The organism is Acetobacterium carbinolicum (assembly GCF_047456275.1).
In the GTDB taxonomy this organism is placed as follows: domain Bacteria; phylum Bacillota; class Clostridia; order Eubacteriales; family Eubacteriaceae; genus Acetobacterium; species Acetobacterium carbinolicum.
In genome coordinates this window covers 1,171,855-1,186,277 of sequence record NZ_CP173357.1, presented here as the reverse complement: position 1 = coordinate 1,186,277, position 14,423 = coordinate 1,171,855, and the positions used below count along the sequence as shown (strand labels likewise).

The window sequence follows — 14,423 nt, the reverse complement described above, 5'->3', positions numbered from 1 at the left end:
ATCTTTATTTTAAGTTAAAATTATCGGTGAAGTTCTTAAAAAAAACAAAAAAAGGTTCGGTTATTATTGAAATCATGATAAACTAAATAAAAAAGAACAGGAAGGAAAGACCATGAAAATTAAAAAGCTACTCATCGGAACAGGTGTTGTTTTTGCAACTGGGATCGCCCTTTATCATGCTTGCGTGATCAAAAAAGGCAAGGAATTTGAAGCGAGCCTTGACAACAGTGCTGACTCCTTGGATGAAACCGTTCTGTACGGCGGAAAAATGAAAGATTATCGGGATCAGACCATGCAGGATACAAAAATCGGAGCTTTCTTTGGCGGCATGCAGCTTGACTTTTCAGATGTCGTTACTAAAAAAGACCATTATCGCATGGATATCAGTATCATCAGCGGCGGTCTGAACATCATCGTTCCCGATAATTTTAAATTAAAAATTGTTGATACCTGTAAATTTGGCGGCATTGCCGACAATACGGTTTGTGTGGACCCCGATCATTCGGTAGCTCTTTCCGTTTTTGCCGATATCACCTGTGGTGGTCTTAATTTCGAAAATGCATCCGAGTAAGAACATTTTTTTGTCAAACACTTTCTTAACATCAATAAAACGCCAACACCTCAAAAAACTGAAATCAGCCTAAGCCGATTTCAGTTTTTTATTGACAAAATCTTCAAATTCAATGACATTCATGGGTTTGGCATAAAAGAAACCCTGAGCAATATCGCAACCTTTTTCTTTTAAGAAATCGACCTGTTCCTGAGTCTCAACCCCTTCGGCAACCGTGATCAGATCTAAATCCTTAGCCATATTCAACATACTGGTAATAATCTTATTCCCCCGCGCATTATCTGCCGACTCGGTAAAAAAAGCTTTATCGAGCTTTAAAATATCTGCCGGCAGATTTTTAAGGGTATTGAGCGATGAATAGGCTCGTCCAAAGTCATCAATCGAAATATGAAACCCGGAAGCCTTTAAATGGTTCATAATCGCAACCATCTGATTCTCATTGTCAAAAACAGTTCCTTCCGTTAATTCAATTTCAATCATCTTCGGATCGATGTGATAGCGATTTGCAATGGCCAGCAATTCCTCCGGCAATGACGTATTTTCCAGGTGGAGCCGGGAAAAATTAACCGAAATAATCATATTTGTCAGTTGATCCATTTCCTTTTTCCATTTTTGTAGCAGTTTACACACTTCTTCAAACATATAGGTATCGATTTTTTTCACAAACCCATTTTTCTCGAACAGGGGAATAAAATCATTGGGCGGCAAGATGCCCCGTTTAGGATCATTCCACCGTACCAACGCCTCTGCGCCGATTATGTGCTCATCTGAAAACAAATACTTAGGCTGAAGATATACTTCAAACTCACGATTACGCAAGGCCATTTCCATTCTATTTTCAATCGCGTTCTCAATCATCATACTGTGACGCATCCCGTCATCATAAAAGGCATAACTCACCTGGGAGTTATCCTTTATCGAACGTTTGGCCATATTGGCCCGATCGCTAAGGGTATGGATATCCCTGTCTTCCTCAATGAGATAAATGCCCATCGAAATACCAATGATAAACTTGGGAGAATAGCCACTAATCTCGTGAATCAGTTTTTCGACCCGCTGAGAAAACTGCCCATAACCTTTATATTTCATTAAAACACTAAAATTGTCGGTTGCGATTCTCGAAAATAACTCATTTGTTTCAAGGTGTTTTTCTAAAATCCGGGCAATTGCCGTCAGAATCTCATTACCTGTCTGATCGCCGTATAAATCATTGATCGCCTTGAACTTATCGACATCAAAAATGATCATGGCATAGGGTTGGGTCTGGTCTTTTTTAACGAGCGTTTCGACGTCGCGTTTAAACTTGATCCAATTGGGACAGCCCGTCAAAAAGTCAACATCCTGCATCCGCTTTAATTTTAAGATTTCTTTCTTAAGCTTAAAAACAAAATAATTGCTGGTCAGGCTGATAAAAAAAATGCCTATAAACGAAAAACTATAAAACAGAATACCAAAAATCGCCTGATCAGAAAGCTGAAAAAAAGAAACTGAGTGAACTATAAAAACCATCATGACCAAAAAAAACAACGCAAAGCTGAGGATTAATAACTTTTTTTCGTTATAAGTCTTCACCGCTACCTCCTAAATTGTCAAATCTAATTGAGTAACTGGCTAACTTATAAAAGTCCCTTTAGCTTTGCGTCACTATTTCACAACAGTTTTGCCCTTTAATTCCGTATTTTTTCTATTCCAACTGCAAATTTCATAAATTATGCTTCTTAATCTGCAGAGGTTATAGATATTTTGTATTAGATTTTTCGATATTGTATCATAATTGTAACATTATGTCTTGCGTTCCTTGTTAAACTTTTTTTACTTTATTTTCACTCTGCCGCATTTAAACAAAATAACTTGACCGCCTTAAAAACGTTTTTCCAGTTCTTTTGTCAACTCTTCATATCCCGGTTTATGGAGTAGCGCAAACATATTTTTCTTATACGCTTCTACCCCTGGTTGATCAAAGGGATTTACCCCTAACAGATAGCCGTTTAAACCACAGGCCTTCTTGAAAAAGTAAATCAGCTTGCCAATGTGAAAAGCATCCAGTTTTTTTAGATGAATAACCCCATTCGGGACGCCGCCATCTACATGTGCCAATAATGTCCCCATAAAGGCTTTTTCATTCACCGCATCGATTTCCCAACCGGTCAGGTAATTGAGTCCTTCGAGGTTTTTTTCATCGTTAAAAACTTTGATATCCGATTGATCATCGTCAATGACAATCACCGTCTCAAAATGATTCTTCGGGCCATCCTGGATCATTTGGCCCAGCGAGTGAAGGTCTGTGGAAAAATGAACCGAGGCCGGGAAGAGACCCTTGCCATCTTTTCCGTCACTTTCACCAAATAATTGTTTCCACCACTCAGCCAGATACTCCAGCGAGGGATCGTAATCGACTAAAATTTCAATATTTTTACCCCGATTATAAAGAACATTCCGATACAACGCATATTGAAAACAGGGGTTTTTTTCAAACTCTGGTTTATTATAATCCTCATAACCGGATCTTCCCCCCTCCATCAACGCATCAATATCAATTCCAGCCGCAGCGATGGGAAGCAAACCGACCGCGGTATAAACCGAGTAACGCCCGCCCACATCATCGGGAATTACAAAGGTCTCATAGCCTTCTTCGTCGGCCATAAACTTTAGTGCCCCTTTAGCCTGATCCGTTGTGACAAAAATGCGTTCCTTCGCTTCATCTTTGCCATATTTTTCTTCCAGAAATTTCTTAAAAAAGCGGAACGCCATCGCGGGTTCCGTGGTTGTACCGGATTTTGAAATCACATTGACACAGACTTCCTGATCCTTTAGTAACGCCAACAGATTTTCTAAATATTTTCCGCTGATATTCTGTCCGGCAAAATAAATTTTAGGTGCCTTTCGCATGCCTCGTGGTTCTTCATTATAAAAAGGACTGGTCAATGCCGATATCACTGCCTTGGAACCCAGGTAAGATCCCCCGATACCAATAACAACCAAGGCATCACAGCGCTCCTTAATTTTTTTTGCCGCCGCTTTGATGCGGGCAAATTCGTCATGATCATATTTTACCGGATAGTCAACCCAACCAAGGAATTCATTACCGACCCCGGTTTTATTCATTAATTGATCATTGACCGTCGTTAACTGGTCAAACCGACTTTCAAATTCACTGGCGTCTATATTTGCATAAGAGAAATCGAACTGAATACTCATTTCTTTACCTTCTTTCTAATACGATTGAGATGTATTTTCATTTTACTACATTACGGAATAGCGTGTCAAATGATGTCTCTCCGTCATTCTGAAAGAATGTTGAAATTTGGCGAATCTTCTGTCATCACCTTCATAAGAGGTGACTTTTTTTATTTGATATGTTAAAATAAGCAAAATCAAGAAAAGAAGAGGTGTAAAATGGAAACGCGACTATTGGGAAGAACCGGATTAGAAGTGTCCCTTATTGGGTTTGGTGGTATTCCAATTCAACGCTGTAACCAATGGGAAGTCGATGAGATCATTGAAAACCTGATTGAAGAAGGCGTCAATTTCATTGACACAGCCAGAGCTTACACAAATAGTGAAAAAATGATTGGGGAAGCCCTTAAACAATGGGGTCGGGAACATTTTTTTCTGGCCACCAAAACGCCGCAGCTTCGCTACGATGATGTCATCGCCGATGTAAAAGCCAGTCTTTGCGATCTCCAAACCGATTCCATCGATCTCTACCAGTTTCATAATGCCAAAACCATGGCCGCCTATGAAACCATCATGGGGCCGGGGGGCGGTTATGACGCATTGGCCGACTGTAAAAAACAGGGATTGATTAAACATATCGGGATCACCTCTCACAGTTATGAGGTGTTAGAACGGGCACTGGAAGATGATCGTTTTGAAACCATTCAGTTTCCCTATAATATCGTTGAAAACCGTGGCGCCCCTCTTTTTGAAAAAGCAAAGCTTAGCAATGTGGGGGTCATCATTATGAAACCGCTCGCTGGCGGCGCCTTTATGAATGCCGATTATGCCCTCCGATGGGTGGCTGAGAATCCTAATATTTCGGTTTTGATCCCCGGTATGGATTCGGTCAAACAGGTTTTGGACAACGCCAAAATTGGCAATGATTTTGTTCCTTTGTCTGAGACCGAACGTCAAACCCTTGAAGCCGACGCTAAAGCCCTGGGCAAAACCTTTTGCCGCCGCTGCGGTTATTGCGCCCCCTGTCCCCAAGGTATCGATATTCCGATGCAGTTTATTGTAGAGGGCTATTACCGCCGTTATGATCTGGAAGAATGGGCTCTCGACCGCTACCGCAGCTTTGCAGCTAATGCCTCGGATTGCGTTTCCTGCGGCGAATGCGAGCCCCGCTGTCCCTACAATCTCCCAATCCGGGAAATGCTGACAAAAACCAGAGAACTGTTTGACCCGCTGGTTTAGATGATGTTATCATTTGCCTTTTAAAAGATGTTCATCTATTATAATAAAACTTACTAAAATAACGCTTACTAAATACAGGTCCATCAACCTCTACAAAAAAAGAAGGCCAAAATCCCAAACAAAAATGGGGTTTTGGCCTTTAATCAGATCTTAATTTATTCTGTATTTAATTTATTCTACTACTTAATCACATTCTTAATCGCACAAATACATACGCCCCAGTGCGTCTGCTGCCATAATCGCTGCATAAACAGTGTCGGCATCGACATCAAAAGGCATATTATGAATGGTTTCGCCAGGATCAGCCGCAGCCACAGCCACAGCCATAATTTTTTCCGGGGTTGGTTCGGTACAACCCAGTTCTCCTAATGTAATTGGCAAACCGACAGATAAGCAGAAATCAATGACTTCTTCAATATCTTCAAGCGATCTGTTTTCCATTACAAGCTGAACCAGGGTTCCAAAGGCTACTTTTTCCCCATGATACATGTGGTGACATTCAGAAAGGACCGTTAAACCGTTATGGACGGCATGGCAGGCCGCCAGACCACCACTTTCAAAACCAACACCACTGAGATAGGTATTCGCTTCAATAACATTTTCCACTGCCGGGGTACAGGTTGCGGCCTCTACGGCCAACTTAGCTTTTAAGCCATCTTCAATTAAAATATCATAACACAATTCTGCCAGTGCTAGAGCCGATCGGGTTGGGTGAGCACCTGACATGGTGGTACCATTCGAATCTAATGTCGCCTTGGCTTCAAAATAAGTCGCCAATGCATCCCCCATTCCGGCAACAAAAAGTCGAGCCGGAGCAGCTTTAATGATATCGGTATCCATCACAACAATTTCAGGGTTTTTTGGAAGGACGAGATACTCATCAAAAACGCCTTCTTCAGTATAAAGAACGGATAAAGCCGAGCAAGGTGCATCGGTGGAAGCAATCGAAGGAGCAATAACAACGGGCAGTTTTTCGTAATGGGCCGTTGCTTTAGCCGTATCTAAGGTTTTTCCCCCACCGACACCAACAACCACATCACAACCTTCTGCTTTTACGATTTTTTGTAGCCGGGCGATTTCGACCTTGGAGCATTCTCCGTTAAATTTTTCGGGTGTAAATTTAATTCCAGCAGCTTCAAAACTCGCTTTCAATTCCTCCGCTTTGGTTCGCATCATGGTTCCACTCATTAAGACAAGGGCTGATGTTCCAAATTTTCCCACATGTTCCGGCAATTTTCCAACTTCTCCGGCACCTTGAACATAACGGCTGGGAGACATAATAATCTTTTGCATTTTCTACCTCCGAAAATAGATTTATTTCGTTATTATTATATCAAATAATCGAAGCGATGAATTCGTTATCATCTAAAAAATACGGTCCAGCGCTGATACTATTCTCATGAATATTTTGCTTTTTTTACAAGCCCTTAAATAAATCAGTAATTTTTTGTTTTGATCCATCACTTTTTTAAGCAGAATAACATCAAACCGGAAAAAGAGACCAAATTACCCTAAAAGGTAATTTGGTCTCTTTTTAATCTTAAGCCATATAAAAATCCCCGTTGGGGTCCACATCAATAACAATAGCCTGTCCTTCGTGGACATTGCCCTTGATAATTTCTTTACCAACCATGGTTTCAATATGTTTTTGCAGATAGCGTTTCAGTGGTCGGGCCCCATAGGCTGGGTCAAAGCCCATTTCAATAACAGCATCGATGGCCTGCTGGGTCAGGGTGACAGTAATCTGACGTTCTTCCAGACGTTTTTGTAAATCTTTCAGGAGTAAGGTCACAATTTTGCCAATAGCTTCTTTGTTAAGCGGTTTATAAAGGACAATTTCATCAATCCGGTTTAGAAACTCCGGCCGGAAATAGTTCTTTAACAACTCCATCACCGCGGACTCGGTTTTTTCAGTGATTTCGCCAAAAGCATTGATCCCTTCAAGCAGATATTCTGAACCGATGTTGGAAGTCATGATGATAATGGTGTTTTTAAAATCGACCGTTCGTCCCTGAGAGTCGGTAATCCGACCATCATCAAGAATTTGTAGCAAAATATTAAAAACATCCTTATGCGCTTTTTCAATTTCATCGAGTAAAATAACTGAATATGGTTTGCGTCTGACCGCTTCTGTCAATTGCCCCCCCTCTTCATAACCGACATATCCCGGCGGTGCTCCGATTAACCGTGAGACTGAGAATTTTTCCATGTATTCACTCATATCAATGCGGATCATATTTTCTTCGGAGTCAAAGAGGGTCGCAGCCACGGCTTTAGCCAGTTCGGTTTTTCCCACCCCAGTGGGGCCTAAAAACAGAAAGCTGCCAATCGGGCTGTTGGGATTTTTAATTCCGGCCCGGGATCGGATAATGGCGTCAACCACTTTTAGAATCGGTTCTTCCTGACCGATAACCCGTTGTTTCAGGGTGTCTTCCAGGGCCAGCAGTTTCTCGCGCTCGCCGGATACCAGCTTACTCAAAGGAATATTGGTCCAGTCGGAAATGATCTCGGCGATTTCTTCTTCGGTGACCTTTTCCCGTTTGAGACTGTCTTGCTCGTCTTTTTCATCCGCTTTGTGTTTAAGTGCTTCAATTTTTGCCGTTTTCTCCGGAATGAGTCCGTATTCCAATTCAGAAGCTTTGCGGTAATCCCCTTCCCGAATGGCTTTTTCCCGTTCGTAGGTAAGCTGGTTCAGTTCTTCCTGAAGGGATTTTAAGGTATCCGCTGACTGTTTTTCATTTTCCCATTGAATGCTCATGGTATTAAAACGCTCTTTGTATTCAACCAGTTCTTTTTGCAGCCGTTCCAGTCGTTCCTTACTAAGTTTGTCCTTTTCTTTTTTGAGTGCCACTTCTTCAATTTCAAGTTGCATCATTTTACGCCTGACCTCGTCCATTTCTTCGGGCATGGAATCCATTTCGGTGCGGATCTTGGCACAGGCTTCATCAATCAGATCAATGGCCTTATCGGGTAGAAACCGATCAGAAATATAACGGTTGGACAGGGTCGCAGCGGCCACCAGCGCGGTATCTAAAATCTGAACCCCGTGATAGCGTTCATAGGTGTCTTTTAGGCCCCGCAGAATCGAAATGGTATCTTCCACCGTCGGTTCATCCACCAGCACCGGTTGGAAACGACGTTCCAAAGCCGGGTCTTTTTCAATGTACTGTCGATACTCGTCCAGGGTGGTGGCACCAATACAATGGAGCTCGCCGCGGGCCAGCATTGGTTTTAACATATTCCCGGCATCCATGGCCCCCTCAGTTTTACCGGCACCAACGATATTGTGGAGCTCGTCAATAAACAGGACTATTTCGCCGTTGCTGTCCACCACTTCTTTTAAAACAGCTTTGAGCCGTTCTTCAAACTCACCCCGATATTTGGCCCCGGCTACTAACGCGCCCAGATCCAATGCGATGATTCGTTTATCTTTAAGACCTTCTGGCACATCGCCGGCCACAATACGCATCGCCAAGCCTTCGACAATGGCAGTTTTACCAACCCCCGGTTCTCCAATAAGGACAGGATTGTTTTTGGTTTTTCGACTTAAGATCCGGATCGCATGGCGGATTTCGGAATCCCGACCAATCACCGGATCCAGTTTATTATCAATTGCATCCTGAACCAGATCATGACCGTATTGACTAAGAGCTTCATAGGTGACTTCGGGATGGTCATTGACTACCCGCTGTCCGCCGCGGACTTCCTTTAAGACATTTTCGACATCTTTCTTAGCAATGCCATGGCGTTCCAAAATCTCAACAGATTTGGATTTTTTACCCAGACCGTATAACGCCAACAAAATACATTCTACCGAAATATACTGGTCGTCTAGTTTTTTTGCTTCTTTATAGGATTCGTTTAAGACCTTATCGGTTTCTGTGCTGACATAAACCTTTCCCTGCTCCCGACCCGGCCCGGAAACGCTGGGCATCCGTCCGATTTCCCGGCGCAGTTCTTCGGCAATGGTGTGGGAGTTTTTACCCAGGCGGTCAAAGATTCGCCCCACCACACCATTTTCCTGAGTAATCAGGCCCATCAGCAGATGCTCCGGTTCAATTTCCATGTGGTTATACTCTCCGGCGATCAATTCCGCCGTTTTAATTGCTTCTAGTGATTTTTGGGTGAATAAATTCATATCCATCATTGTACCTCGTTTCTAAATAATTTTATTTAATATCAAAATAATCGATAACCTTAGTACCAACAAATATTACATCATGTTGTTTGCATCGGGCGAACACGGCGTATCCTGTCCGATCCTGCGCGAAGGCAACGAGCCAATCACAAGCTTGCTTGTAGTTGGCGACTGCCCGCGACCAACGCGAAAGGAGCAAAGCGGATTTCGCATGGCGCAGCAAACAATAGATTAATAATTAGTCGGTATGGTAGCGAAGTGCCAGCCTTAAGCTCGCAACTAATCGTGGTTGTTTTTTTTGTAATCCTCCCGGTAAATGGTTTCCAGGATGCTAAGTAGATCTTTTGCTTCAGCTTCATCGACTTTTGAGAAATAAACATTCATCGCCCGATCAATCATTTTTAAATAGCGCGTCAGATTATCGGTGACGGTCTCGATGTCCTGGGTCAACTCACCCTCATCTTCAAAGGCTCGAACAAATTTATGATTGGTCAAGTTTTCTGCTAAATCTCGATGATCAACTCGTTGTGCTTTTTCAATACCGGCAATCAGCTTGAAAAATTCATCAAAATGATCATTCAGATTTTCAGACCTGGTCCGGGAACTGATTTTTAATACCGCATATTTTCCCCGTTTGCTGCTGATAAATTCGTAACTGTACCGCACCTTGGGTCGATACTTATATTTCAGGCTTTTGCCGAATTGAATACTGGAATTTTTATTGATCTGACTCACTGACAGCGTGTCACTGAAATTTTCATCCAGTTGTTCCAGAATTTTTTGTATTTTCTGCTCCGGCGTCACCAGCCCGATTTTTTCTGCTAAAATATCATTGATCAATTGGGAGCGGTTGGTATTGTTCTCATAGGCAATCTGGTCTATCTTCTCAACTATTTCATCAAATAGCATTAAACTGTATACGCTTTTTATCATATCATCACTCCTTTTATATAAATTATATTCCAATAACATTATTTAGTCAATCGGTTTATATAATTTAAAGCGCATTTTTGCTTTCTTCAGATTTATTTAAGCTGGCGCGGGTCTTGAGAACAATTCTTTTGTGTCATTTTTGAAAAAATATAGTTGACGCAACAAAAACCGCCCCTGTACTTATGCTATACTGCATACCCAAATCCTTCTGACTTAACCTGTCCGTAACGACAAAAAAGACCTGAATACAAGACTGCATTCAGATCTTTTATAAGTGAAATGAAGATGATAAAACTTTATTAGATTAAGAATAGTGGTGCAAATACCAATGATACAATGGTCATCAGTTTGATTAAGATATTAATTGAAGGGCCTGAGGTATCCTTAAATGGATCCCCAACGGTATCGCCAACAACAGCCGCTTTATGGGCATCACTGCCTTTCCCGCCGTGAGCGCCACCTTCGATAAATTTCTTGGCATTATCCCAGGCACCGCCGGCATTGGCCATAAAGATCGCCATTAATACCCCCGTAACCAGAGCCCCGGCTAAAAGTCCACCCAAAGCATCTGCCCCAAGAATCAGACCCATGGCGAGAGGAGCCACAACTGCCATTATACCTGGTACGATCATTTGTCGAAGTGCCGCAGCGGTTGAAATATCAACACATTTGGCATAATCCGGTTTTTCGGTACCCGCCATAATTCCTGGGAATTCACGGAATTGACGTCGTACTTCTTCAATCATTTCATTGGCTGCTGAACCAACCGCTTCCATGGTTAAGGCTGAGAACAAGAATGGCAACATTCCACCAATAAACAAACCAATGATAACATTTGGATTTAAAATATCAATACTGGCTAGTCCCACTGTTTGAGCATAAGAAGCAAACAGGGCTAACGCCGTTAAGGCTGCTGAACCAATGGCAAAACCTTTACCGATGGCTGCGGTGGTGTTCCCAACAGCATCCAGCTTGTCTGTGATTTCACGCACTTCTTTCGGCAGTTCTGCCATTTCGGCAATCCCGCCGGCATTATCGGCAATGGGGCCGTAAGCATCCACAGCAATGGTCATTCCACAGGTGGAGAGCATTCCAACGGCTGCTAAGGCAATACCAAAAAGTCCGAATGCTGTATAAGCAACAAAAATGGCTACTGCCATCGCTAAAATTGGGAACATGGTCGATTTCATCCCCACTGCCAAACCACTAATAATGGTGGTAGCGGCTCCGGTTTCTGATTGCTGAGCAATGTGTTGAACCGGTTTGTAATGTTCTGATGTATAATATTCCGTTAATTTACCAATAACAATACCAACTGCCAAACCGGCAACAATAGCAATAAATGCTGCATATCCGCCAGTAAAGTAGTTTGATAAGAAGTAAGAAGCAATAACGACTAAAATCCCACTGACATAGGTACCCATATCCAGAGCCCGTTGTGGATTTCCACCTTCTTTACCACGGACAAAGAACGATCCGATAATTGAAGCAAAAATACCAGTTGCTGCCAAAAGCATCGGGAATAAGATCCCATTGTAACCATCAAGGGCTAGTGCACCCAAGGTAATCGCAGAGATGATTGAACCAACATAAGACTCGAATAAATCAGAACCCATACCAGCAACGTCACCTACATTATCACCAACGTTATCAGCGATAACAGCGGGATTACGGGGATCATCTTCCGGAATACCGGCTTCAACCTTACCTACAAGGTCAGCACCAACATCGGCAGCTTTGGTGTAAATACCACCACCAACTCGGCCAAACAGTGCAATTGAAGATGCGCCCAAACCAAACCCGGTTACAATTTTCACATCACCAAACAACAGATATAAAACACTGACGCCCAGTAAGCCCAGACCGACAACACACATACCCATTACGGCACCGCCGGAAAAAGCCACTGAAAGGGCCTTGTTCATCCCGCTGGTTTTGGCTGCATTAGCAGTTCTAACGTTAGCTTTGGTGGCAACCTGCATCCCAAAGAATCCCGCCAGGATAGAAAAAATAGCGCCGACCAGGAAACATACCGCGGTAGTTAACCCTAACCCCGGTGTAACGGTTAAAATAACAAATAAAACGGCCACAAAAATTGCGATCATTCGATACTCGCGTTTTAAGAATGCCATCGCACCCTCGTGGATATATCCCGCGATCTCTTTCATTCTGTCGGTACCGGCGTCAACTGCAGTTACGCGTTTTGCAAAAACAAGCGCAACAAGCAACGCCACGACTCCAATAGCTGGAGCCAGAAACAATAATTCCATTTTCAATTTCCCCCTGTAAGTTTTTGCACCTCTCTAATTCAGATGCCTGTTATGATACGATTGAATAAACGAATGCCGACAACATGAATAACACCCCTGAGATTTTGGTTGCTCTTTCGAGTACACCTTCAAATCCCTTGGCTTTTTTCTTTCCAAATAAGGTCTCAGCACCACCTGCGATGGCTCCTGACATTCCTGCTGTTTTTCCCGGCGATAGAAGTATCGCGGCAATCAAAACCAGGCTGGAAATCAGTAATACGACCAGTAAAGCTTCTTTCATAAGTATCACCTCCGTAAATAATCGTGCACGTTATAATATCATACCCAAAAAACATTTTCAATCATAAAAAAAGTCTCAGTCGAGACTTTTCCTATGTAAACGCTCACAGCTTTGCTATTTTTACTTTATTCTGCCTTAATCAGTGTTTTTCCAGTCATTTCTACTGGTACCGGCAGTCCCATCAAATCGAGTAGGGTCGGCGCAACATCAGCTAGCCGTCCATCATCTCGCAGGGTCACATTGCCATCACCAAGAAGAATACACTTAACCTGGTTTGATGTGTGAGCAGTAAAAGGCATGTGTGTTTCGTAATCAATCATCTTTTCAGCATTACCATGATCAGCGGTGACAATCACCTTGCCGCCTTTTGCCAGAATGGTCGCAATGACTTTTTGGGCACAGGCGTCGACCACTTCAACCGCTTTTTCAGCGGCTTCTAAAATACCGGTATGCCCAACCATATCGGCATTGGCAAAATTGAGGATCATCAACTGATATTTATCGCTTTCTATCGCTTCAACAGCTTTATTGGCTACCTCGTAAGCACTCATCTCCGGTTGCATATCATAGGTTGCCACAAGTGGTGAAGGGATCAGAATCCGATCTTCCAGGGGATACTGTTTTTCCAGTCCACCATTAAAGAAATAAGTTACATGAGCATACTTTTCTGTTTCCGCAATGCGCAGCTGGGGAATCCCCAGATTACTAAGATATTCACCGAGGGTATTCCTAATGGTTACTGGCTTATAAGCAACGGATACCGTTTCAAACGATTTATCATACTGAGTCATCGTGACAAAATTCAAATCCAGAAAATCCGTTTTACGAATAAACAAATTGAAATCCGGATCGATAAATGCTCGCGTTAATTCCCGGGCCCGATCGGGTCTGAAATTAAAGAAAATGATGGTATCCTGGGATTTAATGGTGCTGTCATCAACCGTGTCGATGATGGTTGGCAGCACGAATTCATCGGTAATTCTATTTGCATAGGTTTCGACCATGACATCCCTTGCCGATGCGGCATGATTACCGGCTCCAGCGGTCATCGCGTCATAGGCTCTTTCGACCCGATCCCAGCGGTTATCGCGATCCATTGCGTAGTAACGACCCATGATGGTAGCGATTTCGCCCACCCCTAATTGAGCCATTTTAGCTTCCAGTGCTTTGATATGGTCGATGCCGCTGTTTGGGGCCGTATCCCGACCATCCATCAGACAGTGAACATAGACCCGTTTTAAGCCTTGTTTTTTAGCCAGGTTCAGTAGTGCGTAAAGATGGCATTCATGGCTGTGAACCCCACCATCGGACAATAAGCCCATCAGGTGCAAGGCTCCGCCTTTTTGTTTGGCGGCATTGATGCCGGCAAGAAAGGCTTCGTTGGTAAAAAAGTCGCCATCTTCGATGGATTTGGTAATTCGGGTCAGTTCCTGATAGACGACGCGACCGGCCCCCAGGTTTAAATGGCCAACCTCAGAATTACCCATCTGACCTTCTGGCAGACCAACGCCAAGGCCACTGGCGGTAATAAGGGTATGAGGCGCGTCCTGGGAGATGGCATCAAGAAACGGTGTTTGGGCCTGTAGAACGGCATTCCCCTCAGTACATCTGGTAAAGCCGTAGCCATCCAGAATAATCAGGGCAGTTAAATTTTTATTCATTTGATCACACCTTTCAGTCCAAATATTTTAGGTTGTCGTGAGTACCGTACCGACCAATTGTTAATCTGTTGTTCGCTGCGCCATGCGAAATCCGCTACGCTTCTTTCGCATTGGTCGCGGGCAGTCGCCAACTATAAGCAAGCTTATGATTGGC

At 43.1% G+C, this 14,423-nt stretch carries 10 protein-coding genes and 1 riboswitch; of the genes, 2 read left to right on the top strand and 8 right to left on the bottom strand.

Going from position 1 to position 14,423, the window contains the following annotated elements; genetic code table 11:
- The first annotated feature begins 112 nt into the window (after nucleotides 1-112).
- Complete coding sequence (locus ACIZ62_RS05525) at nucleotides 113-571, top strand: LiaF domain-containing protein (protein ID WP_111887586.1); 459 nt, start codon at nucleotides 113-115, stop codon at nucleotides 569-571.
- 69 nt (nucleotides 572-640) lie between these two features.
- Here the strand turns inward: ACIZ62_RS05525 and ACIZ62_RS05520 are convergent, their stop codons facing one another.
- Nucleotides 641-2,143 (bottom strand): putative bifunctional diguanylate cyclase/phosphodiesterase, encoded by a 1,503-nt coding sequence (locus tag ACIZ62_RS05520; protein ID WP_414151403.1) that lies wholly within the window; start codon nucleotides 2,141-2,143, stop codon nucleotides 641-643.
- Nucleotides 2,144-2,170: 27 nt separating this feature from the next.
- Nucleotides 2,171-2,246, bottom strand: a riboswitch (cyclic di-GMP riboswitch).
- A 185-nt stretch (nucleotides 2,247-2,431) separates the two neighbouring features.
- Nucleotides 2,432-3,769: a glucose-6-phosphate isomerase gene (locus tag ACIZ62_RS05515; protein ID WP_111887588.1), complete on the bottom strand. Its 1,338-nt coding sequence runs from the start codon at nucleotides 3,767-3,769 to the stop codon at nucleotides 2,432-2,434.
- A gap of 198 nt (nucleotides 3,770-3,967) precedes the next feature.
- Here ACIZ62_RS05515 and ACIZ62_RS05510 point away from each other — a divergent pair, with 198 nt between their 5' ends.
- Complete coding sequence (locus ACIZ62_RS05510) at nucleotides 3,968-4,987, top strand: aldo/keto reductase (RefSeq protein WP_111887589.1); 1,020 nt, start codon at nucleotides 3,968-3,970, stop codon at nucleotides 4,985-4,987.
- Between the two features lie 195 nt (nucleotides 4,988-5,182).
- On the opposite strand, the gene ACIZ62_RS05505 is transcribed toward ACIZ62_RS05510, so the two are convergent.
- From ACIZ62_RS05505 to gpmI, 6 genes are all read right to left on the bottom strand, one after another.
- Complete coding sequence (locus ACIZ62_RS05505) at nucleotides 5,183-6,280, bottom strand: glycerol dehydrogenase (protein WP_111887590.1); 1,098 nt, start codon at nucleotides 6,278-6,280, stop codon at nucleotides 5,183-5,185.
- A 247-nt stretch (nucleotides 6,281-6,527) separates the two neighbouring features.
- The gene (gene clpB / locus ACIZ62_RS05500) at nucleotides 6,528-9,131 is read right to left on the bottom strand and encodes an ATP-dependent chaperone ClpB (protein WP_414151841.1); all 2,604 of its coding nucleotides are present in this window, start codon (nucleotides 9,129-9,131) and stop codon (nucleotides 6,528-6,530) included.
- 273 nt (nucleotides 9,132-9,404) lie between these two features.
- Entirely contained in the window at nucleotides 9,405-10,058 is a 654-nt protein-coding gene (locus ACIZ62_RS05495) for a hypothetical protein (RefSeq protein ID WP_111887591.1), read from the bottom strand.
- A 299-nt stretch (nucleotides 10,059-10,357) separates the two neighbouring features.
- Nucleotides 10,358-12,328, bottom strand: coding sequence for a sodium-translocating pyrophosphatase (locus ACIZ62_RS05490; RefSeq protein ID WP_414151402.1), 1,971 nt, complete (start codon nucleotides 12,326-12,328; stop codon nucleotides 10,358-10,360).
- Between the two features lie 49 nt (nucleotides 12,329-12,377).
- The gene (gene secG / locus ACIZ62_RS05485; protein ID WP_111887593.1) at nucleotides 12,378-12,608 is read right to left on the bottom strand and encodes a preprotein translocase subunit SecG; all 231 of its coding nucleotides are present in this window, start codon (nucleotides 12,606-12,608) and stop codon (nucleotides 12,378-12,380) included.
- Between the two features lie 125 nt (nucleotides 12,609-12,733).
- A complete protein-coding gene (gpmI, locus tag ACIZ62_RS05480) occupies nucleotides 12,734-14,269 on the bottom strand; it encodes a 2,3-bisphosphoglycerate-independent phosphoglycerate mutase (RefSeq protein WP_414151401.1) in 1,536 nt (511 codons plus the stop codon).
- Nucleotides 14,270-14,423: the final 154 nt, after the last annotated feature.

Bases quoted from the DNA above. Each gene is read 5' to 3' on its own strand.
- ACIZ62_RS05525 (WP_111887586.1), top strand. From the start codon at position 113: ATGAAAATTAAAAAGCTACTCATCGGAACAGGTGTTGTTTTTGCAACT.
- ACIZ62_RS05515 (WP_111887588.1), bottom strand. From the start codon at position 3,769: ATGAGTATTCAGTTCGATTTCTCTTATGCAAATATAGACGCCAGTGAA.
- ACIZ62_RS05510 (WP_111887589.1), top strand. From the start codon at position 3,968: ATGGAAACGCGACTATTGGGAAGAACCGGATTAGAAGTGTCCCTTATT.
- ACIZ62_RS05505 (WP_111887590.1), bottom strand. From the start codon at position 6,280: ATGCAAAAGATTATTATGTCTCCCAGCCGTTATGTTCAAGGTGCCGGA.
- clpB (WP_414151841.1), bottom strand. From the start codon at position 9,131: ATGGATATGAATTTATTCACCCAAAAATCACTAGAAGCAATTAAAACG.
- ACIZ62_RS05495 (WP_111887591.1), bottom strand. From the start codon at position 10,058: ATGATAAAAAGCGTATACAGTTTAATGCTATTTGATGAAATAGTTGAG.
- ACIZ62_RS05490 (WP_414151402.1), bottom strand. From the start codon at position 12,328: ATGGAATTATTGTTTCTGGCTCCAGCTATTGGAGTCGTGGCGTTGCTT.
- secG (WP_111887593.1), bottom strand. From the start codon at position 12,608: ATGAAAGAAGCTTTACTGGTCGTATTACTGATTTCCAGCCTGGTTTTG.
- gpmI (WP_414151401.1), bottom strand. From the start codon at position 14,269: ATGAATAAAAATTTAACTGCCCTGATTATTCTGGATGGCTACGGCTTT.